The following is a 21,935-nucleotide window of genomic DNA, read 5'->3' as shown; positions in this document are numbered from 1 at the left end:
AATTAATATCCGTCTAGCTTTCTATCTCATTTATAAGTCACAATCGCTGTAACTCTTTCCCCCTTTCGGGGCTGCAAAGGTAATAACTCTAACACTCTCCTCCAAATGTTTTTGAAAATATTTTTTTCACCCTCACTATCCACTCTCTATATTCTCTCAAACTCCTAAACCCCTCATTTACCCTTAATATTTCAACTTCTTTCCCCCTTGCGGGCTGCAAAGGTGCACATCTTTTTTTTTACTCACAAATATTTTTAACACCTTTCTATCCTTTAAACCCCTAACTCATTGAATATCTTATCGAAAAATGTTGAATTTTATTTAAATATGTTTATTCAAGAGAGGCTCATCAAGAATATAAAGCCAGAATAGTTTCTTTAAATAAGAAGGCATAATAGTGTTAAATTGTGTTAAAGGCCTAAATAGAGAGATTTTATAAGCATATATTAGTAGGTATTAAAAAATTGACTTGTATTATTTATTAAACTATCTTTGCAGCATGTTAAAAAATAAAGGCTTAACATTATTGGGATTAATATTATTATTTGTGGGATTAAGCCTCAATAGTTGTAAAAGCAAATTTGAGAAGCTTAGAACAAGCAATGATGTTGCTAAAAAATATCAAGAAGCTATAAAACTTTACAATAAAAAGGACTATACAAAGGCTTTGACTTTGTTTGATGATTTGGTTCAAAGATATAGGGGAAGATCGGAAGCTGAAGACTTATACTACTATTACGCTTACACTAATTATCAATTAAAGGATTACTTATCTGCAAGATATCACTTTAAAACTTTTGCAGACACATACCCTAGTAGCCCAAAAGCTGAAGAGTGTAGATTTATGACTGCTTATTGCTATTATATAGATTCTCCTAATTTTTCATTAGACCAGGATAATACTTATAAAGCTATAGAGTCTTTACAATTATTTATTAATATATATCCAAGAAGTGAAAGAGTAGCGGAGGCTAGTAAATTGATATTAGACTTACGAGATAAACTAGAACGTAAATCTTATGCTAATGCAAAACTTTTTCTAGATATTGGAGATTATCAAGCTGCAGTTATTGCTTTTAGAAATTCTATGAAAGATTTTCCAGATACTAAGTTTGCGGAAGAGATGGAATATCTTATAATTGAGGCTCAATATCTTTACGCTAAGAATAGTAGAGAAATTAAACAAGAAGATCGATACAATGAAGCTTTAGTTGAATACGAAAGATTTATTGAGAAATATCCTAAGAGTGAATACGCTGATAAGGCAAAAAAGCTTAAGGAAGACATACTAAAAGGAATAGCATTAACAAAAGAAATATTAGCTACATATTCAGAGAATAAAAAAGTAGAAAAAGAAGATGAACAACAACAATAATAATAAGCCTACAGTTTCTAGTACAACTGTAACAAGAGATTTGAGACAATTAGATATTGAAACTGACAATATTTATGAGTCTTTAGTGGTGATTAGCAAAAGAGCTAACCAAATTGGAGCAAACTTAAAAGAAGAACTTCATAGTAAATTAGCTGAATTTGCTAGTTCTAATGATAATTTGGAAGAAGTATTTGAAAACAGAGAGCAAATTGAAATTTCTAAGCATTACGAAAGAATGCCTAAGGCTTCTTTAATTGCTATTGACGAATTTATTCATGGTAAAGTTTACCACAGAAATCCTTCTAAAGAACAAAAATAATTTGTTTTATATTTGGCTTTAGGGGCTGAGCGTTTTAGCAAAAAGCCTAAATAATTAACTCTCAAATTGTTTGAGAGAATTTAAGACTTTTTGAAGATGCTTGAAGGAAAAAATATATTACTTGGCGTTTGTGGCAGTATAGCGAGTTACAAATCTGCAGAATTGACAAGATTACTTGTTAAAGCTGGCGCAAACGTCAAAATTGTTATGACTACGGGAGCCAAAGCCTTTATAACTCCTTTAACACTATCTACCCTTTCAAAAAATCCGATTTTTTCTGAATATTATAATTCTGATACAGGTGAATGGAATAACCATGTAGAGCTTGCTTTATGGGCTGATTTAATATTAATTGCTCCTGTTACCGCTAATACATTGGCTAAGTTTGCTAATGGAGGATGCGACAATTTATTAAGTGCTTGCTATCTATCGGCAAAGTGCCCAATTATGTTTGCTCCAGCGATGGATTTAGATATGTGGAAACATCCATCGACCAAAAAAAACATTCAAACCTTATTAGATTACGGCAATATCTTGATTAAGCCAGGCAAAGGAGAGCTAGCTAGCGGACTTAGTGGGGAAGGAAGAATGGAAGAACCGGAAGCTATATATCAACAAGTCATTCATCATTTTGAGTATGAACAACTACTTAAAGGTAAACGTATTTTAGTAACCGCTGGACCAACCTTTGAACCGATAGACCCAGTTAGATTTATTGGTAACTATTCATCTGGTAAAATGGGATTTGCTATTGCTGAGCTTTGTGCAAAACTTGGTGCAAGCGTAAACTTAATAAGTGGACCTGTAGCTTTGGAAGTTCATCATCCAAATGTTAAAAGGATTAATGTAACTACGGCAGAAGAAATGCTTAGTGCTGTAGATTATGCTTTTACTGATTGCGATGCCTGTATCATGAGTGCCGCTGTTGCAGATTACACTCCACTTGAAAAAGCTGCACAAAAAATTAAAAAAAGTGATGGTGAATTTAATATCACTCTAAAAAAAACAACTGATATTCTTCAATATTTAGGCTCTATCAAAAAAAATCAAATCTTGGTTGGCTTTGCTTTAGAGACTGAAAAAGAAGAAGAGCATGCTAAACTTAAATTACAAAAGAAGAATTTAGACTTCATCGTTTTAAACTCCTTAAATGATGAAGGAGCAGGATTTAAAGGTGATTTAAATAAAGTAACCATTATTCAGACCGATGGGGCAACCACTTATTATGATTTAAAATCGAAATCTGAAGTTGCTCAAGACATCATCAATACATTAATAAAATATTTATGAAGCATTATCTTTTTAGCTTGATACTTTGCATTACGTCTTATATATCTTATGCTCAGGATTTAAATGCTAGGGTGCAAATATTATCTCCTCAAATTCAAAATACGAATAAAAGACCGTTAGAAGTATTAGAAACTGCCATGTCTGATTTCTTAAATAATAGAAAGTGGTCTAATGATGAACTTTTACCTGTAGAAAAAATAGACTGTAATTTTGTTATTAATCTTAAGGAATGGGATGGTTCTAGCAACTTTAAGGCAGAAGCACAGATTATTAGTAGCAGACCAGTTTTTAATAGCTCTTACAACACAACACTGCTCAGTATAAATGATAAAAATTTTGACTTTTCATACTCAGAGGGTCAGCCTTTAGATTTTTCTGATCAAAATTTCATTAACAACTTAAGTTCAATGTTAGCATTTTATGCTTATGTTATTGTAGGTCTTGATTATGATAGCTTTAATAAGCTAGGCGGTACTAATTACTTTAATAAAGCACAAGATGTTTTAAATAATGCGCAAAATGCACCGTTTTCTGGATGGAAAGCGTTTGAAGGATTGAGAAACAGATATTGGCTAATTGAAAATATCACTAGTAAGAATTTCTTGCCTTTAAGAGAAATTATATATGATTATCATAGAGAGGGATTAGATATTATGTCTGAAAATGCCACTAAAGCAAAAAAGAATATCTTATCTACCCTACCCAAAATAGCTGAAATAGATAAACAAAGACAAGGCGCAATGTTTAATCAGGCATTCTTTACTGCTAAAGCTGACGAAATCACTAATATATTCTCAAAATCAGACCCATCTGAAAAATTAAAAATATATAACATTTTAGTTGTTGCAGACCCTGCTAATACCAGTACGTACGAAGCTTTAAAAAACAATAAATAATTAAATAGTAGTTATGCTGAGCAGATTACATATTAAGAATTATGCGCTTATAGATTCATTAGATATTTCTTTTGATGAACATTTAAATATTCTTACCGGAGAAACTGGAGCAGGAAAATCTATTATATTAGGTGCTTTAGGACTTATTTTGGGGCAGAGAGCAGAAGGTAAATACTTCTTCAATCAACAAAAGAAGTGTATTATTGAAGGTTTTTTCAAAGTGAAAAACTATCAATTGGATACATTTTTTGATGAAAATGACTTAGACTATGAAGAAGAGACCGTTTTAAGAAGAGAGATTTCTTTAGATGGAAAATCAAGAGCTTTTATTAATGATACTCCGGTTAATTTAACTATACTGAAACAAGTTGGTGAACAACTGATAGATATCCACTCGCAACATGCTACTTTAGAAATCAGTAATCAGCAATTTCAATTACTGGTGGTAGACTTAATGGCAAATCATCAAGAATTACTTGAAAACTATAAATCATCATATAAAACCTATAAAAAGAAAGTTAAACAACTTGATACCTTAATTGAGCAAAGTGAAAAAGAAAAAGCAGAGCTTGATTATTTGCAATTTCAATTTGATGAGCTTGAGCAAGCAAAACTTAGTGCAGATGAGCAAGAGAACCTGGAGCAAGAGTTGCAAAGATTAAATCATGCGGAAGAGATAAAATCTAATCTTCTAAACGCTTCTACCCTATTACAAAATCAAGAAATTAATGCTTTAAACTTAATAAAAGAAGCATCAAACCAATTACAACAGGCAGAAAGGTATCAACAAGATATAAATACTTTAGGTGACAGATTAAAAAGTTGTTTGATAGAACTTAAAGATATAGCTAGCGAAATAGAAGATATAGAACAAACCATATCTTTTGATGAAAACAAAGCTACTCTAGTGAATGAAAGACTAGATTTAATTTATAGTCTGCAAAAAAAACATCGTGTTAACAGTAATCTGGAGCTTTTAAATTATCAGGAAGAGTTATCATTAAAACTTAATAAGATTCTTTTTGCTGATGAAGACATAGAACGCTTGCAAAAAGAAATACAAGAAGAAAAGCTTTTACTTATAGAACAAGCGAAAACTATCACCTTAAATAGAAAAAATGCAATTCCTGCAATAGAGGAATATATCATTAAAATCTTGACAGAAATTGGTATGGCTAATGCCGATATTAAGCTTGAGCAATTGGTTAAAGAAGAAAACTACTTTGACCAAGATGGTTTAGACCAGATTAAATTTTTATTTAGTGCAAATAAAGGCCATCAGTTACAAGAATTAAGTAAGGTTGCTTCTGGAGGAGAGCTATCAAGGTTAATGTTGAGTATTAAATCTTTGATTGCTAAGAAAACTGCTTTACCAACTATTATTTTTGATGAAATTGATACCGGAGTTTCTGGAGAGGTAGCCCATAAAGTTGGAAATATTATGGAAAAACTAGCAGAAGATATGCAGGTGATAACCATTACACATTTACCGCAGATGGCTAGCAAAGGAAAATCGCATTATTATGTTTATAAAGAAATAAAAGACAACTTTACCTACTCGCAAATAAAGAAACTTAATAACGAAGAACGCATTTTAGAGATAGCAAAAATGTTGAGCGGAGAGCATCCGAAAGAATCAGCAATACAAAATGCTAAAGAATTATTATTTGGATAAATTTTATCATCCACAAAATTTTATAATCTTTACACATTCAAATTACAATGAAGCTTAATAGCTTAAAAAAAGAATTAAAATATGGCTTATAATTTATTAAAAGGGAAACGTGGTATCATCACAGGTGCTTTAGACGAAAACTCTATTGCATGGAAAGTTGCTGAGAAAGCTCATGAAGAAGGCGCTACTTTTGTATTGACCAACGCTCCTATAGCAATGCGTATGGGAGAAATAAATAAACTTGCTGAGAAAACTAACTCGCAAATTATCCCGGCTGATGCAACTAGCATAGATGATTTAACGAACCTTTATACTCAGGCTCAAGAAGTTTTAGGTGGTAAAATAGATTTCGTTTTACACTCTATAGGTATGAGTGTGAATATCCGTAAAAAAATTCCTTATACAGAGTCTAACTACGAGTATTTTGCAAAAGGCATTGATGTATCTGCTATGTCTTTACATAAAATGCTTGCGGTTGCAAAAAAATTAGATGCAATAAACGAAGGTGGAAGTGTGGTTGCCTTAACTTATATGGCTGCACAACGTACTTATCCTTTCTATACCGATATGGCTGATATTAAAGCTATGTTAGAATCTATAGCCAGAAGTTTTGGTTACCATTACGGATTAGAGAAAAAAGTACGTATCAATACGGTTTCTCAATCACCAACAAAAACAACTGCAGGAACAGGAATTAAAGGTTTTGGCGATTTCTATGATTTTGCTGATAAAATTGCTCCTCTAGGCAATGCTGATGCAGAATCTTGTGCAGATTATTGTATTACCTTGTTCTCTGATTTAACCAGAATGGTTACCATGCAGAATTTATTCCATGACGGTGGTTACTCATCAACTGGTGTAAGTATGGAAGTAATGACTGCTATTGGAGCTGGTGAGGAAGGATAAAATTTCATTTAGTCATAAAAAAGCCTGATAGCATATTGCTATCAGGCTTTTTTTATTCCTCTGAAGGGAGTAAAACCATTTTAATGGGTAATGCAGGTGGCGGTGGAAAAGGAGTTAAATCTACACTTTGTACTTTAATTACAATATAACCAACACCTACTGCAAAATTGTATGCAAAGCCGTTGTAAACTTGTGGGATAGGTTCATCTTCACCATCCTCAAAAGTTCCGTACACTAGAATCCCATCTAAATCATATGCTGTTTCATTAATTTCTGGCATATTAACGGTTGCAGTATAAGTTCTACCACCGTCATTGGTTGTCCAACTATTAATTTTCGCAAATATGGTTTTATTTGGAACGGTATAATATTCTTCTGTTACTTTTTGGCAAGCTGATGTTCCTAACACCAGTATACCTAATAAAATAATGGCCAGCTTCTTCATGTGTATTATGTTTGAGGTGAATAATTATTAATTAGACGATTGCTATTTGAATATGGTTGCATGCTAACAAAAAAAGCACCACAATTATTGTGATGCTTTTTTATATAGAAGAAGTTCTAACTACTCTCCGCCTTCTTTCTCTTCTTCCTTCTTCTTTTTCTTTTTAGTGGCTTTACCTATGATATGGATTTGATCTTTTTCTTTATCATAATCTACTTCCATGGTATCACCTTCTGTAAGCTCTCCTTTAAGAATTTCCTCTGCAATTGGATCTTCTAAGAATTTTTGGATGGCTCTCTTCAATGGACGAGCACCAAAATTAGAATCAAAGCCTTTTTCAGCTATGTAATCTTTGGCTGCTTCAGTTAATTTGATATCATAACCCAGAGTTTGAACTCGACCAAATAAAGCTTTTAATTCTATATCAATGATTTGGAATATTTCTTCTTTTTCAAGAGAGTTAAATACAATTACATCATCAACACGATTTAAAAACTCAGGAGCGAATGCTCTTTTTAAAGCACTTTCAATTACAGTTTTATTATGACTTTCTGTTTGTGATAATTTAGCAGAAGTTGCAAAACCAACACCTTGGCCAAAATCTTTTAACTGACGAGCACCAATATTAGAAGTCATGATGATGATGGTATTTCTAAAATCGACTTTACGACCTAAAGAATCTGTTAACTGTCCTTCATCTAAAACTTGTAATAAGATATTAAATACATCTGGATGCGCTTTTTCAATCTCATCTAACAATACAACAGCGTAAGGTTTTCTACGAACTTTTTCTGTTAACTGCCCACCTTCTTCATAACCAACATAACCCGGAGGCGCTCCTACCAATCTGGAAACAGCAAATTTCTCCATGTACTCGCTCATGTCTATTTGAATCAAGGCATCATCAGTATCAAACATAAAACGAGCAAGTTCTTTAGCCAATTCTGTTTTACCAACACCTGTAGGACCTAAGAAAATGAAAGAACCAATTGGTTTTTTAGGATCTTTTAATCCGGCTCTGGTACGTTGTATAGCTTTTGTTAATTTCTTGATAGCATCATCCTGACCAATAATTTTCTCGTTAATTTTCTCGAACATACCTAATAGTTTTTGGCTATCGGTTTGTCCTACGCGTTGTAACGGAATACCAGTCATCATAGAAACTACTTCAGCAACATTGTCTTCAGAGACGATATATCTCTTAGTTTTAGTTTCTGCTTCCCATTCTGCCTTAGCTTTATCTAATTCTTCTAGCAGATTCTTCTCAGTATCGCGAAGTTTTGCAGCTTCTTCGTATTTCTGGCTACGAACTACTTTATTTTTCTCAACCTTAATTTGTTCAATTTTTTGCTCAATATCTATGATATTTTGCGGAACATGAATATTGGTTAAGTGAACTCTAGAGCCGGCCTCATCTAAAGCATCGATAGCTTTGTCTGGTAAAAATCTATCAGTGATGTATCTTGAAGTTAGGCTTACGCAGGCTTCAATAGCTTCATCAGTATAGGTAACACCGTGGTGTTCTTCATACTTTTCTTTGATTCTGTTTAAAATCTCGATAGTTTCTGTAGGCGTAGCAGGTTCTATCATCACCTTTTGGAAACGACGGTCTAAAGCGCCATCTTTCTCGATATACTGACGATATTCATCTAAAGTTGTAGCACCAATGCATTGGATTTCTCCACGAGCCAATGCAGGTTTAAACATGTTAGAAGCATCTAAAGAGCCAGAAGCCCCACCTGCGCCAACAATGGTATGAATCTCATCAATAAACAAAATAACATCAGGAGATTTCTCTAACTCGTTCATTACAGCTTTCATACGCTCTTCGAATTGGCCACGGTATTTAGTACCGGCCACTAAAGAAGCTAAATCTAGTGTAACAACTCTTTTGTTAAATAATACCCTTGAAACTTTACGTTGTACGATTCTTAAAGCCAAACCTTCTGCAATAGCAGATTTACCAACACCAGGCTCTCCTATTAAAATAGGGTTGTTTTTCTTACGACGAGATAAAATTTGAGAAACACGTTCAATTTCTTTCTCACGACCAACGATAGGATCTAATTTTCCGTCTTCGGCCATTTTTGTTAAGTCTCTTCCGAAATTATCTAGTACTGGTGTTTTAGATTTGATATCTGAAACCTTTTTAGGTGTAGAAAAAGACTCTTCTTCTTTAAAGTCATCATCACCACCACTAGTTGCAGAGTTTGTAGGATCATCTCTAAAACCACCTTTATTATTTTCTACTTCAGATTTAAATATTTCATAATTTAAATTGAACTGCGCCAATATTTGAGAAGCTATATTGTCTTCTTCTCTTAAAATGGATAATAAAAGATGCTCTGTACCTATAATATCGCTTTTAAAAATTTTAGCTTCTAAGTAGGTAATTTTCAATACCTTTTCTGCTTGCTTGGTTAGGGGAATATTCCCTAAGTTAGCGGTAATAGCAGAAGTACCACGTACGGCATCTTCAATAGCTCTGCGAAGCTTTGCTGTATCAACACCCAAAGATTTTAAAATCTTTATTGCTACTCCATCTCCTTCTCTAATCAAACCCAATAGCAAATGTTCTGTGCCAATATAATCATGACCTAATCTTAAAGCCTCTTCACGGCTGTAAGAAATTACGTCTTTAACTCGGGGCGAAAATTTAGCTTCCATATAATACCTTTCTCTATAAGTGTAGAAACGTTCTAATGTATCAAATAGTTTTAGAAATGCAAGAGTAACGTTTGGTAGTTTTTATCAACAATTTAACCAATATAGTGGAAAACCGTTTAACGATAGTGAAGTTAAGAATTTTTACCTGTTTCTGACCAAAAAAACGATATTTGCCTTTCAATTGATGAAATAATGGCAGACGAAAAAATAATCTTTTCAATGGCAGGGGTAAATAAGATTTATCCGCCACAGAAACAGGTACTAAAAAATATTTACCTTTCTTTCTTTTACGGTGCTAAAATTGGCGTTATTGGGTTAAATGGCTCGGGTAAATCCTCCCTATTAAAAATTATTGCTGGCTTAGATAAATCTTACCAAGGAGAAGTAGTATTATCGCCGGGGTTTTCGGTCGGATACCTAGCACAAGAACCAGAGTTAGACCCAGAAAAAACCGTTAAAGAGGTGGTTGAAGAGGGTGCAAAAGAGATTACAGACATCCTTAAAGAATATGAAGAAATAAACGAAAAATTTGGTTTACCCGAGGTTTATGAAGACGCTGATGCGATGGACAAACTTCTTGCAAGACAAGGTGTTTTACAAGACCAAATCGATGCTGTTAACGGTTGGGAGCTAGATGCGAAATTAGAACGGGCTATGGATGCTTTACGTTGCCCAGAACCTGACGCAAAGATTGCCACATTGTCAGGAGGAGAAAAAAGACGTGTAGCTTTATGCCGATTATTAATACAAGAACCTGCTGTTTTATTGTTAGATGAGCCTACCAACCACCTAGATGCAGAATCTGTTGATTGGTTAGAACAACATTTACAAAACTACGAAGGAACTGTCATAGCGGTTACCCACGATAGGTATTTCTTAGATAATGTTGCCGGTTGGATTTTAGAATTAGACCGCGGAGAGGGCATTCCTTGGAAAGGCAATTACTCATCTTGGTTAGACCAAAAGGCTAAACGCTTAGCTCAAGAAGAAAAAACTGAAAGCAAACGCCAAAAAACATTAGAAAGAGAGTTAGAATGGGTAAGGATGGCACCAAAGGCCAGACATGCAAAATCCAAAGCTAGATTAGGCAACTACGAGAAACTAGCATCAGAAGAAACTAAAGAAAGAGAAGATAAACTAGAGCTATTTATCCCACCTGGACCAAGATTAGGTAATGTTGTTATTGAGGCTAACGGTGTAACCAAAGCTTATGGAGATCGTGTACTATTTGAAAATTTAACATTTTCTCTTCCGCCGGCTGGTATTGTGGGTATTATAGGGCCAAATGGTGCTGGTAAAACTACTTTATTCAGGTTAATTACCGGACAAGAAACACCAGATGCTGGTACTTTTAGAGTTGGAGAGACCGTAAAATTAGGTTATGTAGATCAGATGCATCATGACTTAGACTCAGAAAAATCTGTATGGGAAAATATTACGGGCGGACATGAGACCATGATGCTTGGTAATAAATCTACAAATTCTAGAGCCTATGTATCTAAATTTAATTTTAACGGAGCAGACCAACAGAAAAAAGTTGGGGTTTTATCTGGCGGGGAACGTAATAGAGTACATTTAGCTATTACCTTAAAAGAAGGTTCTAACGTTTTATTACTAGATGAGCCTACCAACGATATAGATGTAAATACTTTAAGAGCTTTAGAAGAAGCTTTAGAGAATTTTGGAGGTTGTGCGGTAGTGATTTCTCACGATAGATGGTTTTTAGATAGAATTTGTACTCATATTTTAGCCTTTGAAGGCGATTCGCAAGTGTATTTCTTTGAAGGTAATTACTCAGAATATGAAGAAAATCGTAAAAAGAGATTGGGTGATGTTACTCCTAAAAGGATTAAATACAGAAAATTAGCTTAAGCTTTTTTTACAATTTTTAAAGCCCGCTTCTTAAGAAGCGGGCTTTTTATTTTTATATTTCTATAGTTCTGACGCTATTAACTTCTTATTCTAGCCTGTAATGACATATATAATTTAATGATTAAATAAACTTAAAAGCACTTTTTAATAAAGTAAAGTAACATATTCAAGAACAATTTCGTCTAATAAGCATATATAAAAATTCTATTTTAAACATTTAAATTCTATTAAGATGAGTATAAGATTAAATCCTATAGACAGAATTGATTTCATTACAAAAGAAGACTTCCTGAAAAATTATCTCATCCCTCGCAAGCCTTTAGTAGTTAAAAACATGACTTCTACCTGGCCTGCTTTAGAAAAATGGACTTTTGAATATTTAAAGGAAGTAGTTGGTGACAAAATTGTACCGCTTTATGATAGTGCTAAAGCAGATCCATCTAAACCTATAAATGCAGCTAGTGCTGAAATGAAATTTGGCGATTATATTGACTTAATATGTAAACAACCCACAGATTTAAGAATTTTCTTATTTGACCCTATTAAATTTGCTCCTAAGCTACTGGATGATTATCGCTCGCCTAAAGATTTAATGGGCGGTTTCTTAGACGCTTATCCGAACATGTTTTTTGGTGGTGCTGGCTCTGTAACTTTTATGCATTATGATATAGACTTAGCGCATATTTTCCACACCCATTTTCATGGTCGCAAACATATTATCTTGTTCGATAATAAATGGAGTAGAAAACTCTATAAAATTCCTTTTGCTACTTATGCCTTAGAAGATTATGACATTTCAAATCCAGATTTTGATAAGTTTCCTGGCTTAAAAGGTCTAGAAGGTTATGAAACCATTTTAGAACATGGCGAAACTTTATTTATGCCTACCGGGATGTGGCATTGGATGAAATATTTAGATGGTTCTTTCTCTATCTCCTTAAGAGCTTGGGATAAATCTTGGGCTATAAAAGCAAAAAGTTTATACAACCTTACTATACAACGTAAGTTTGATGATGTGATGAAAAAGACTTTCAGCAAAAAATATATGGATTGGAAAGAGAGACTTGCTATTAAACGAGCAGAAAAAATTGCTTAATTAAAAATAAGCTGCCTAAAAAAAGCAGCTTATTTTGTTTTAAAGCCTAGGTTTAAAACAAAATAAACGCATTTAAAAAAGTGTTGATAAACCAGTTTATGTTAACAATTAAATAATAGTAATTTTATAAAATTATGAAAATCAATTACTTAATTTTATAGACCATAAAAATTGATGGTCAAATAAACTTTAAAAGCATTATTATGACCTGGAAAAAATTTAGCGGCGAAGTCATCAATTCGTCTATCCTTGAAGAAGTAGAAAAAGCCATTGAAAGAGAGTACGAGGCAGGAAACAAACTTAAAGTTTGTATTGGTACAGACTCTCAGGTTAAAGGTAATACCGCAGACTTTGCTACCGTTATTGTATTTTTAAGAGAACAAAAAGGCGGTTTCATGTTTATCCATCAGGAAAGAAGCACTCAAAAGATGAGTATCAAAGAGAGAATGCTTACTGAGGTACAGAAATCTATTGAAACAGCCTACACCCTGTGTGATTTACTTGATTTGTACGATGTAGATTTGGAGGTACATGCTGATATTAATACCAACCCACAGTTTAAATCTAATGCAGCACTACACGAGGCAATGGGCTACATCTTAAGTATGGGCTTTGTTTTTAAGGCTAAACCAGAAGCGTTTGCAAGCTCTGCTTGTGCTAATAAAATGGTACAGTAATTTCAAAACTAGCTTAAAACTTTAATCATAGATGTTTGTTTAAACATCTACATGAAAACTTATACACTAAACTTTAGTCAGAAATTACCTATTAGCTTAGCAGAAGCTTGGGATTTCTTTTCATCACCTCTTAACTTGGCAAAAATAACTCCGCCGAGCATGAATTTTATCATCACATCTGATTATACAGAAAAAACCAAGATGTACGAAGGCATGATTATTACCTATAAAGTTTCGCCTCTTTTTGGTATTAAGATGGATTGGATGACAGAAATTACTGCAGTAAAAGAACACCAATACTTTATTGATGAACAACGTTTCGGTCCTTTTAAGTTTTGGCATCATGAGCACCATTTTGAAGAAATTGATGGTGGCGTTTTAATGACCGATAAATTAATGTACGGAATCCCATTCGGGCCTATTGGTACGCTAGCAAATGCACTTATTGTTGGTAAACAAACTCGCGATATTTTTGAGTTTAGAGAAATAGCAGTAGAAAAATTGTTTGGGAAATATGGGTAGGCTGTTAGTTGGTTAGTAACTAGTTGGTTAGGTTGTTAGTAACTAGTTGGTTAGGTTGTTAGTAACTAGTTGGTTAGGTTGTTAGTAACTAGTTGGTTAGGACTTAGTTGGTTGAGTTATTAAGTTGGCCTAATATGATGATAAAAAAACAGCGACTATGATAAATTCTAGTCGCTGTTTGTATTTGATATGTTTTTAGATAAGAATCTTTTGATACTGAGAACCTTGTACAATTCCTCTTCTTTCTATTTCGTTATCAATATAAGTTTGTATCTCTGATTTTTTTAAACCCCATTTAGGAGCAATTAGCATATCTAAATCAGAAATACCGAAAAGGCGTTGTATAATAATATCCGGACGAACTAATGGTAATAACTCGCAAAGAAAATCAGTATACTCTTCTAAACTAAACAACTTAAAAGGTTCTTTCTTATACTTTACGCCCATAATAGAGCCTTCTACGATGTGTAAATGATGAAATTTAACGAAGTTTATTTGTGGGAAACGATTTATCTCATCAGCATATTTAAGCATCATATCTTTAGTTTCACCGGGTAAACCAAAAATGGTATGAACACAAATATCTAATTTGGTATTCTCTAACAGTTTCATGATGTCTATAAACTCATCGTGAGAACAGCCGCGATTAATTTGCGATAATGTTTCGTTATAAATAGACTCCATACCCATTTCCAAATCAACATCTAGCCTATCGGTATAACTTTCTAATAAAGCTATTTTTTCTGCATCTAAACAATCGGGTCTGGTACCAACAGATAAGCCAACAACATCGGTCGTATCAACACTTAAAGCTTCGTCATACATGGCTTTTAAATAATGTGCCGGAGCGTAAGTATTAGTGTTAGGCTGAAAATAAATGATGAACTTTTCTGCTTTATAATGCTTTCTAGCTCGTTCCATCCCAAACTCTATTTGCTCTTTCATAGTAGCCATAGTTCTGGATGTAGGTGTAAAGGAATCTACATTGCAATAGGTACAGCCTCCATAGCCCTTAGAGCCATCGCGGTTGGGGCAAGTAAAACCTCCATCAACAATAACTTTGTACACACGTTTTACTTGATACTTCTCTTTTAAGTAAGCACTGTAATAATTATAATTTTTTTCGCCGAAAGCGAGAGATTTTTCCACTATTAAAAGATATTTTTGCAAAGATACGAAATGATAAAGCAATACAAATTGATGGCCAATGCTTAGAATCTATTATAAAAAAAATACCCGCCTTGCAAAAGAGACAGATGTAGAGCTTTTAAGGGAAATACCTATGGAAAGCTTGGTTTGGGTTGATTTGCAGAACCCAACTGTAGAGGAAAAAGTTACGATAGAAACTTATTTTGACATCAAATACTCATCAGAAGAAGAATCTCAAGAGATAGAAAGTTCATCACGCTTTAGCGAGATGGATAACGAAATTATCATTAACTCTAACTTTTTATCCGTAAGGCAACACGGTTTTGATTATAGTCCGGTTTCTATCATCCTTGAAAAAGGTATATTATTTACTTACCGCGATGATGATTTAAAAACTTTTGGAGAATCTGTAAAAAAGATTAAGGCTAACCCAACTTTGTATGTTAATGGTTTTCAGATACTTTCTACCATTTTAGAAACCTGTATAGACCAAGATGCTGATTTGATAGAAAACATTGCTCGTGTAATATCAGAACTAAATAAAAGTTTAAAAGCAACCAGCGAAAAGGTAGATGAAGAAGATTTATTAAAGATTTCATCGCTTCAGAACGATAATATGATGCTGAGAGAAAATATTATTGATAAGCAGAGAATGATTTCTGCTTTGATGAAATCCTCAACTTTTCCGCAAGAGTATATGGGGGTTTTAAGAATCATGATTAAAGATATCAGCTCCCTATTAGAGCATAATAAATTTGCTTTTGAACGATTAGAATATCTTCAAGATACTTTTATGGGTTTAATTAACATTGAGCAAAACCGTATCATCAAAATATTTACCGTTGCTACGGTTGCTTTTATGCCTCCTACCCTAATTGCCAGTATTTACGGTATGAATTTTAAAATTATGCCAGAACTTGATTGGGAGTATGGCTATCTATTAGCTATTACTTTAATGTTTGTTTCCTCTTTTGGCACTTTGATTTATTTTAAGAAGAAGAAGTGGCTTTAATTTTGCATGATATCGCAAAAATTAAAACATGAAAAATTTAAAATCTATTATAAGTCTATTCGTAATTTTTGCCTTCATACTTTCAAGTTGCGCCTATCAAACAGCAGGAAGAAGCGGTAAAGTACCTCCCGGACAAGCAAAGAAGATAACAGGTAGTAAATCTGCCAAACCTTTTGCGCCAGGACAAAGAAAAAAATAATTCATTTTTTTTTGTGATGATACAATAAGTGGTTTAAAAATTGTATTTAAAAAAAGCAATTCTTACCACAATTTATTATCTCATGAAAAATATCAGTCATTTCGTTAATTTCAAAGCCGCCAGCACTTCTGTATTACAATGGATAACATCAATTTCTAAAATTACAGAAGCAAAATCAGCATTTTGCGATACACAACTAAAGCAAAATGCTAAAGAGAAACAGCTTAACCTTGTTGCAGAAACAGACAGTAGTGAAGTCTATTCTAAACAGACAAATCTTACAACTTTGTTACCTGAACTTTTACAAGGTAATTTTTCTAATCAGATACACTATCCTATCTTTAATGCTCAAGAGATTTTAAAATCTGAAAATAATTTCAAACAGGTTTTGGATACTCAATTAATTATCCTGAACTGTTCTTATATAGATGATAAAGGCATTAAATTGGATACTTTAACTTCTAAAATCATCAATAAAGCTAAATGTCCAATTTTATTTCTTCCTGATGATGTGCAAGAGCCTAAACAATTAAAAAATGTAGTTTATTGCACTGATATTAGGTTTACAGAGGTAAGATTCATCAGAGCTTTTGGACAAGTTGCAAAGCATTTAAACTGTGATTTAACATTAGCACATGCTTCTGATAGTGGTATCCCCGATTTAGATATTGAGTATGGAAAGCAACTTTACAAAGACTGCTTTGCAGGAAGAATAAGCGATTGCAAAATGAATCTCGAAAATTTAAGACGCTTAGATATTCAAAAATATCCAGACTTAATTCATGAATATTTGTTGGGCGATGTTTACAGTATGATTAACAAAAACCATTTATTAAAAGATGGAGATTATTTAGAATCAGTGGCTATTAAATTGGCAAGAATTGCTAAAAAACCAATATTGGTGATTAATAATTAAGATTTAAAACCTTTTTAGAATAGGGAGCTGATAAATATTAGCTCCCTATTTTTTTTGACCTTATCAATATCCATAAGATTATTACGAATTAAAAGCTTTGGTACATCATCAATTAGTTAAATTTGCTATGTAAAAACCTTTCAGCGTTATGCAAGAAATCTCCATTTATAAACCAAAAAATAAAATACGATTTGTAACGGCAGCCTCACTATTTGACGGCCATGATGCTACTATCAATATCATGAGGAGGATTTTACAATCATCTGGAGCCGAGGTTATACATTTAGGGCACAACAGATCTGTTGAAGAGGTTGTAAACTGTGCTATACAAGAAGATGTGCAAGGCATTGCTCTAACATCATACCAAGGTGGACATATCGAGTATTTTAAATATATGTTTGACTTGCTTAAAGAAAAACAAGCAGGGCATATTAAAATTTTTGGTGGTGGCGGAGGCGTTATTTTGCAAGAAGAAATAGAAGAGCTGCACCAATATGGTATTGCTAAAATATTCTCTCCGGATGATGGCCGTACGATGGGCTTACAAGGCATGATTAATTACATGCTTGAAAGTTGCGATTTTAATCCGATTGAGATTTATAAACCTGAATTATCAAATATAAAAAACAAAGATTTTCAAGAAATAGCTCGCTGTATAACACTTGCAGAAAATGCTGCTCAAAAACATGAAAATTTCATTAATGCATTAAAAAATCTTGATGGGAAGGTTACTCCAGTTTTAGGCATTACTGGAACGGGTGGTGCAGGAAAATCATCTTTAACAGATGAATTAGTAAGGCGCTTTTTAACTTATACAGATAAGAGTTTAGCCATTATCTCGGTAGATCCATCTAAAAGAAAAACCGGTGGAGCACTCCTAGGTGACCGTATCCGCATGAATGCGATTAATACACCTAGAGTTTATATGCGCTCTTTAGCTACCAGACAAGCTAATTTGGCACTTTCTAAACATATTGAGGAGTCTATAGCTATTTGTAAAGCTGCTGGTTTTGATATGATAATTGTAGAAACATCTGGTATTGGCCAGTCTGATACTGCTATTACAGATTATGTGGATGTTTCTTTATATGTGATGACCCCTGAATTTGGTGCAGCAACCCAATTAGAAAAAATTGATATGCTTGATTTTGCTGATTTGGTAGCCATCAATAAATCAGATAAAAAAGGTGCGCAAGATGCAATTAGAGATGTAAGAAAGCAATTTAAACGTAACCATTTACTATTTGAAACTCCGGATGAAGATTTACCCATCTTCACCACGATGGCATCTCAGTTTAATGACCCAGGAATCAACCAACTATTTAAGGCTATCATCCATCAAATAGAAATAAAAACAGGCTTAAATTTCAATATCAAAGCAGAAGTTGCGAATACTGATAATGATAAAAAATACATCATTCCGCCTCATAGAACCCGTTATTTAGCAGAAATAACAGAAGCAAATTTTGCTTATTCTAGTTGGGTTGAGCAGCAAGCAGGCATTGCTCAAAAGATGTATCAAGTTAATGGAGCGGTAGATTTATGCGTAGATTACAAACAAGAACAAGCTGCTGAGGCTTTAAAAGAGATTTACAATCACCTAGAAGAGCAACTAGATCCTTATTGTAAAAATCTATTAAAAGAATGGCCTCAAACTTTAGAAAAATATCAGCAGGATGAATTTGTTTATCAGGTTAGAGATAAACAAATTAAACAAGCTTTAAAAACAGTTTCTTTATCAAAACTTAAAATCCCTAAAATTTCTTTGCCTAAATACAAAGCTTGGGGCGATGTTTTAAAATGGTTACTTACAGAAAATTTACCAGGCGAATTTCCTTATGCTGCGGGTGTTTTCCCTTTAAAAAGAGCAGGTGAAGACCCTACAAGAATGTTTGCGGGTGAAGGCGGACCAGAACGTACCAATAAAAGATTCCATTATGTATCTTTAGGTCAGGATGCAAAAAGATTATCTACCGCATTTGACTCTGTTACTTTATACGGCGAAGACCCTCATATCAGACCCGATGTTTATGGCAAAATTGGAAACTCGGGTGTAAGTATTGCTACTTTAGATGATGCTAAGAAGCTCTACTCTGGCTTTAATTTGTGCGACCCTAGCACATCGGTATCCATGACGATTAACGGACCAGCGCCCATGCTTCTAGGTTTTTTTATGAATGCCGCTATTGATCAGCAATGTGAAATTTATATTAAAGAAAACGGTTTAGAAGCAGAGGTTGAAGCTAAAATACAAGCTATTTATCAAGCAAAAAAACAAGCAAGACCAGTTTACAACGGAGCTTTACCAGAAGGTAATAATGGGCTAGGCTTAATGCTTTTGGGAGTTACTGGAGATGAAGTTTTACCATCAGCTATCTATAACCAAATCAAAGAAAAAGCAATAGCAACGGTAAGAGGCACTGTACAAGCAGACATCTTAAAAGAAGACCAAGCCCAAAATACTTGTATTTTCTCTACTGAATTTGCTTTAAGAATGATGGGCGATATACAGCAATATTTCATAGACCAAAAAGTTAGAAACTTTTACTCTGTATCTATATCTGGCTATCATATTGCTGAAGCTGGTGCAAACCCCATTACGCAATTAGCATTTACCCTAGCAAATGGTTTCACTTTTGTGGAGTATTACCTAAGCAGAGGAATGCATATTGATGATTTTGCACCTAATTTATCTTTCTTTTTCTCTAATGGTATAGATCCAGAATATGCCGTGATAGGAAGAGTAGCCAGAAGAATTTGGGCAAAAGCTATCAAAGAGAAATATAAAGGGAATGATAGATCTCAGAAATTGAAATACCATATCCAAACTTCTGGAAGGTCTTTACATGCTCAAGAGATTGACTTTAACGACATCAGAACTACACTACAAGCGCTTTATGCCATTTATGATAATTGCAACTCTTTACATACCAATGCTTATGACGAGGCTATAACCACACCAACTGAAGCATCTGTAAGAAGGGCAATGGCCATACAACTCATCATCAATAAAGAGCTGGGCTTAGCTAAAAACGAAAATCCTTTACAAGGTGCTTTTATTATAGAAGAGCTTACAGATTTAGTTGAAGAAGCAGTATTAATAGAATTTAACAGATTAAATGAGCGTGGCGGGGTACTAGGCGCTATGGAAACCATGTATCAAAGAAGCAAGATACAAGAAGAATCTTTACACTATGAAACGCTTAAACATAATGGAGATTTCCCCATTATTGGTGTAAATACCTTTTTAAGTAAAGATGGTTCGCCTACGGTTGCACCAGGAGAAGTTATTAGAGCAACTACAGAAGAGAAAGAATATCAAATACGTGTTTTAGAAGCATTTAAGGCAAGGAATTCACATAAAGCAAGTATAGAGCTTGAAGCTTTAAAGAAAACCGCCATCCAAAACGGTAATATATTTGAAAGTTTAATGGAGGCTACAAAATATTGTTCTTTAGGTCAATTATCACAAGCGCTTTATGAAGTAGGCGGGCAATATAGAAGAAACATGTAGGTTTTCTCTTGCAACGTTAATTTAATATTAACAAATCATTAACTTTTCAATTTGATTAAGCTATTGTTACCAGAATATTAATTTTGCATCGATTTTAATATTTATTTAACAATTACTTATCAATGTATTTAAAACCTGTTAATGTATTAAGTGGCCTATTGTTATTGGCAATCCTAGCTTTTGCTTCTTCATCTCAAGCCCAAACTAAAGACACTTTAGTGTTGAAACCTAAGGCATCATTAGAAAAATGGTATGATAAAATTTCATTAAGAGGTTATGCGCAATTAAGATATAATGGATTAATAGAGAGTAATCCAAACTTAAAATGTGAACAATGCGATAGATCTTGGGGAGATGGAGGGGATTTCTTTATACGACGAATCCGATTAATATTTTTTGGGCAAATAAGCAAAAAGGTTTACCTCTACATACAACCTGATTTTGCCAGTTCAGCAGGTACTTCATCTAATTTTGGGCAAATAAGAGATGCTTATGTTGATGTAGGTTTAGATAATGATAATGAGTTTAGATTTAGATTTGGGCAAAGTAAAATACCTTATGGTTTTGAGAACATGCAATCTAGCCAAAACAGAATTACGTTAGACCGTAATGATGCTATTAACAGTGCTGCAGCTAATGAACGTGATTTAGGTTTATTCTTTTATTGGGCACCAAAAGAAATTAGACAAAGATTTTCTGATTTAGTTAAACTAGGCCTAAAAGGCTCTGGAGATTATGGAGTTTTTGGTTTTGGCGCCTATAATGGTCAAACCGCTAACAGGCCAGACCTAAACAATAAACAACATTTAATAGCTCGTTTATCTTATCCTTTTCTATTTGGTAAACAGTTTATAGAACCTGGTATACAAGCTTATACTGGTAAATATGTAATGGCTGCAGACCAATTAAGTTCTGGTGTTAAAACGAATGCTAACAGAAACTATTTAGACCAAAGAATTGCTGCAACTTTGGTAGTCTACCCTCAACCATTTGGTTTACAAGCAGAATATAATATTGGCAAAGGACCAGAATTTAACAAACAAACAGACTCTATTGAAGTAAAATCTTTAAACGGTGGTTATGTGATGTTAAACTATATGGCTAGAATTAACAACCATTTATTATATCCATTCATTAAAGCGCAATATTATGATGGTGGTAAAAAACATGAAAGAGATGCCCGTAGTTACCTAGTTAAAGAGCTAGAAGTTGGTGCAGAATGGGAGCCTAATAAATTCTTAGAATTAGTAGTTAACTATACTTTTTCTTCCAGAAGATTTGAAGATTTCGTACTTCAAGATAACTTACAAAGAGGGAGCTTACTGAGAATACAGGCACAAGTTAATTTCTAAGTTGTAGCAACCACAAAACATAAAAAAAGCTATTGGAGGATTTCCCAATAGCT

The 21,935-nt window shown here is 33.6% G+C and carries 18 protein-coding genes; 15 read left to right on the top strand and 3 right to left on the bottom strand.

Annotation, left to right across the window (positions count from 1 at the left end; all coding sequences use genetic code 11):
- The first annotated feature begins 499 nt into the window (after positions 1-499).
- From GJJ64_RS13530 to GJJ64_RS13505, 6 genes are all read left to right on the top strand, one after another.
- On the top strand, positions 500-1,375 hold the full coding sequence (locus GJJ64_RS13530; protein WP_154288301.1) for an outer membrane protein assembly factor BamD: 876 nt from the start codon (positions 500-502) through the stop codon (positions 1,373-1,375).
- Positions 1,359-1,694, top strand: a complete 336-nt coding sequence (locus tag GJJ64_RS13525) for a DNA-directed RNA polymerase subunit omega (RefSeq protein WP_154288300.1) — start codon at positions 1,359-1,361, stop codon at positions 1,692-1,694. The genes GJJ64_RS13530 and GJJ64_RS13525 overlap by 17 nt, the downstream gene beginning before the upstream one ends.
- A 96-nt stretch (positions 1,695-1,790) precedes the next feature.
- The gene (gene coaBC / locus GJJ64_RS13520) at positions 1,791-2,984 is read left to right on the top strand and encodes a bifunctional phosphopantothenoylcysteine decarboxylase/phosphopantothenate--cysteine ligase CoaBC (RefSeq protein ID WP_154288299.1); all 1,194 of its coding nucleotides are present in this window, start codon (positions 1,791-1,793) and stop codon (positions 2,982-2,984) included.
- Positions 2,981-3,880 (top strand): type IX secretion system protein PorD, encoded by a 900-nt coding sequence (gene porD, locus GJJ64_RS13515; RefSeq protein WP_154288298.1) that lies wholly within the window; start codon positions 2,981-2,983, stop codon positions 3,878-3,880. The genes coaBC and porD overlap by 4 nt, the downstream gene beginning before the upstream one ends.
- 13 nt (positions 3,881-3,893) lie before the next feature.
- Positions 3,894-5,555, top strand: a complete 1,662-nt coding sequence (gene recN / locus GJJ64_RS13510) for a DNA repair protein RecN (RefSeq protein WP_154288297.1) — start codon at positions 3,894-3,896, stop codon at positions 5,553-5,555.
- Positions 5,556-5,636: 81 nt separating this feature from the next.
- Positions 5,637-6,461: an enoyl-ACP reductase FabI gene (locus GJJ64_RS13505; RefSeq protein WP_026904363.1), complete on the top strand. Its 825-nt coding sequence runs from the start codon at positions 5,637-5,639 to the stop codon at positions 6,459-6,461.
- A gap of 52 nt (positions 6,462-6,513) precedes the next feature.
- Here GJJ64_RS13505 and GJJ64_RS13500 read toward each other — a convergent pair whose 3' ends face one another.
- Together GJJ64_RS13500 and GJJ64_RS13495 are read right to left on the bottom strand one after the other, a co-directional pair.
- Entirely contained in the window at positions 6,514-6,906 is a 393-nt protein-coding gene (locus tag GJJ64_RS13500) for a hypothetical protein (protein WP_154288296.1), read from the bottom strand.
- A gap of 120 nt (positions 6,907-7,026) precedes the next feature.
- Positions 7,027-9,573, bottom strand: coding sequence for an ATP-dependent Clp protease ATP-binding subunit (locus GJJ64_RS13495; RefSeq protein WP_154288295.1), 2,547 nt, complete (start codon positions 9,571-9,573; stop codon positions 7,027-7,029).
- Positions 9,574-9,765: 192 nt separating this feature from the next.
- Between GJJ64_RS13495 and ettA the strand changes: the two genes are divergently transcribed.
- The 4 genes from ettA to GJJ64_RS13475 all read left to right on the top strand — a co-directional run bounded on the left by ettA (position 9,766) and on the right by GJJ64_RS13475 (position 13,740).
- The gene (ettA, locus tag GJJ64_RS13490) at positions 9,766-11,445 is read left to right on the top strand and encodes an energy-dependent translational throttle protein EttA (RefSeq protein WP_154288294.1); all 1,680 of its coding nucleotides are present in this window, start codon (positions 9,766-9,768) and stop codon (positions 11,443-11,445) included.
- Between the two features lie 232 nt (positions 11,446-11,677).
- A complete protein-coding gene (locus GJJ64_RS13485; protein WP_154288293.1) occupies positions 11,678-12,541 on the top strand; it encodes a cupin-like domain-containing protein in 864 nt (287 codons plus the stop codon).
- A gap of 203 nt (positions 12,542-12,744) precedes the next feature.
- Complete coding sequence (locus GJJ64_RS13480; protein ID WP_154288292.1) at positions 12,745-13,218, top strand: ribonuclease H-like YkuK family protein; 474 nt, start codon at positions 12,745-12,747, stop codon at positions 13,216-13,218.
- A gap of 51 nt (positions 13,219-13,269) precedes the next feature.
- The gene (locus tag GJJ64_RS13475) at positions 13,270-13,740 is read left to right on the top strand and encodes an SRPBCC family protein (RefSeq protein WP_154288291.1); all 471 of its coding nucleotides are present in this window, start codon (positions 13,270-13,272) and stop codon (positions 13,738-13,740) included.
- A gap of 195 nt (positions 13,741-13,935) precedes the next feature.
- On the opposite strand, the gene GJJ64_RS13470 is transcribed toward GJJ64_RS13475, so the two are convergent.
- On the bottom strand, positions 13,936-14,889 hold the full coding sequence (locus GJJ64_RS13470; protein WP_317162938.1) for a TIGR01212 family radical SAM protein: 954 nt from the start codon (positions 14,887-14,889) through the stop codon (positions 13,936-13,938).
- Positions 14,890-14,947: 58 nt separating this feature from the next.
- Here GJJ64_RS13470 and corA point away from each other — a divergent pair, with 58 nt between their 5' ends.
- From corA to GJJ64_RS13450, 5 genes are all read left to right on the top strand, one after another.
- Entirely contained in the window at positions 14,948-15,901 is a 954-nt protein-coding gene (gene corA / locus GJJ64_RS13465) for a magnesium/cobalt transporter CorA (RefSeq protein ID WP_154288289.1), read from the top strand.
- Between the two features lie 28 nt (positions 15,902-15,929).
- Positions 15,930-16,100, top strand: coding sequence for a hypothetical protein (locus GJJ64_RS16840; RefSeq protein ID WP_195759284.1), 171 nt, complete (start codon positions 15,930-15,932; stop codon positions 16,098-16,100).
- An 82-nt stretch (positions 16,101-16,182) separates the two neighbouring features.
- Positions 16,183-17,016, top strand: a complete 834-nt coding sequence (locus GJJ64_RS13460; protein WP_154288288.1) for a hypothetical protein — start codon at positions 16,183-16,185, stop codon at positions 17,014-17,016.
- 148 nt (positions 17,017-17,164) lie between these two features.
- The gene (locus tag GJJ64_RS13455) at positions 17,165-20,530 is read left to right on the top strand and encodes a methylmalonyl-CoA mutase family protein (RefSeq protein ID WP_154288287.1); all 3,366 of its coding nucleotides are present in this window, start codon (positions 17,165-17,167) and stop codon (positions 20,528-20,530) included.
- A gap of 122 nt (positions 20,531-20,652) precedes the next feature.
- On the top strand, positions 20,653-21,882 hold the full coding sequence (locus GJJ64_RS13450; RefSeq protein ID WP_154288286.1) for a porin: 1,230 nt from the start codon (positions 20,653-20,655) through the stop codon (positions 21,880-21,882).
- Positions 21,883-21,935 lie beyond the last annotated feature (53 nt).

Origin of the sequence: Pedobacter puniceum, from assembly GCF_009674685.1 — a bacterium.
GTDB classification, from domain to species: domain Bacteria; phylum Bacteroidota; class Bacteroidia; order Sphingobacteriales; family Sphingobacteriaceae; genus Pseudopedobacter; species Pseudopedobacter puniceum.
The sequence above is the reverse complement of the archived record's forward strand: the minus strand, read 5'-3'. Positions and strand labels throughout refer to the sequence as shown.

What these genes read in the sequence shown, in the direction of transcription:
- GJJ64_RS13530 (WP_154288301.1), top strand. Translation starts at nt 500, where the DNA reads ATGTTAAAAAATAAAGGCTTAACATTATTGGGATTAATATTATTATTT.
- GJJ64_RS13525 (WP_154288300.1), top strand. Translation starts at nt 1,359, where the DNA reads ATGAACAACAACAATAATAATAAGCCTACAGTTTCTAGTACAACTGTA.
- coaBC (WP_154288299.1), top strand. Translation starts at nt 1,791, where the DNA reads ATGCTTGAAGGAAAAAATATATTACTTGGCGTTTGTGGCAGTATAGCG.
- porD (WP_154288298.1), top strand. Translation starts at nt 2,981, where the DNA reads ATGAAGCATTATCTTTTTAGCTTGATACTTTGCATTACGTCTTATATA.
- recN (WP_154288297.1), top strand. Translation starts at nt 3,894, where the DNA reads ATGCTGAGCAGATTACATATTAAGAATTATGCGCTTATAGATTCATTA.
- GJJ64_RS13505 (WP_026904363.1), top strand. Translation starts at nt 5,637, where the DNA reads ATGGCTTATAATTTATTAAAAGGGAAACGTGGTATCATCACAGGTGCT.
- GJJ64_RS13500 (WP_154288296.1), bottom strand. Translation starts at nt 6,906, where the DNA reads ATGAAGAAGCTGGCCATTATTTTATTAGGTATACTGGTGTTAGGAACA.
- GJJ64_RS13495 (WP_154288295.1), bottom strand. Translation starts at nt 9,573, where the DNA reads ATGGAAGCTAAATTTTCGCCCCGAGTTAAAGACGTAATTTCTTACAGC.
- ettA (WP_154288294.1), top strand. Translation starts at nt 9,766, where the DNA reads ATGGCAGACGAAAAAATAATCTTTTCAATGGCAGGGGTAAATAAGATT.
- GJJ64_RS13485 (WP_154288293.1), top strand. Translation starts at nt 11,678, where the DNA reads ATGAGTATAAGATTAAATCCTATAGACAGAATTGATTTCATTACAAAA.
- GJJ64_RS13480 (WP_154288292.1), top strand. Translation starts at nt 12,745, where the DNA reads ATGACCTGGAAAAAATTTAGCGGCGAAGTCATCAATTCGTCTATCCTT.
- GJJ64_RS13475 (WP_154288291.1), top strand. Translation starts at nt 13,270, where the DNA reads ATGAAAACTTATACACTAAACTTTAGTCAGAAATTACCTATTAGCTTA.
- corA (WP_154288289.1), top strand. Translation starts at nt 14,948, where the DNA reads ATGCTTAGAATCTATTATAAAAAAAATACCCGCCTTGCAAAAGAGACA.
- GJJ64_RS16840 (WP_195759284.1), top strand. Translation starts at nt 15,930, where the DNA reads ATGAAAAATTTAAAATCTATTATAAGTCTATTCGTAATTTTTGCCTTC.
- GJJ64_RS13460 (WP_154288288.1), top strand. Translation starts at nt 16,183, where the DNA reads ATGAAAAATATCAGTCATTTCGTTAATTTCAAAGCCGCCAGCACTTCT.
- GJJ64_RS13455 (WP_154288287.1), top strand. Translation starts at nt 17,165, where the DNA reads ATGCAAGAAATCTCCATTTATAAACCAAAAAATAAAATACGATTTGTA.
- GJJ64_RS13450 (WP_154288286.1), top strand. Translation starts at nt 20,653, where the DNA reads ATGTATTTAAAACCTGTTAATGTATTAAGTGGCCTATTGTTATTGGCA.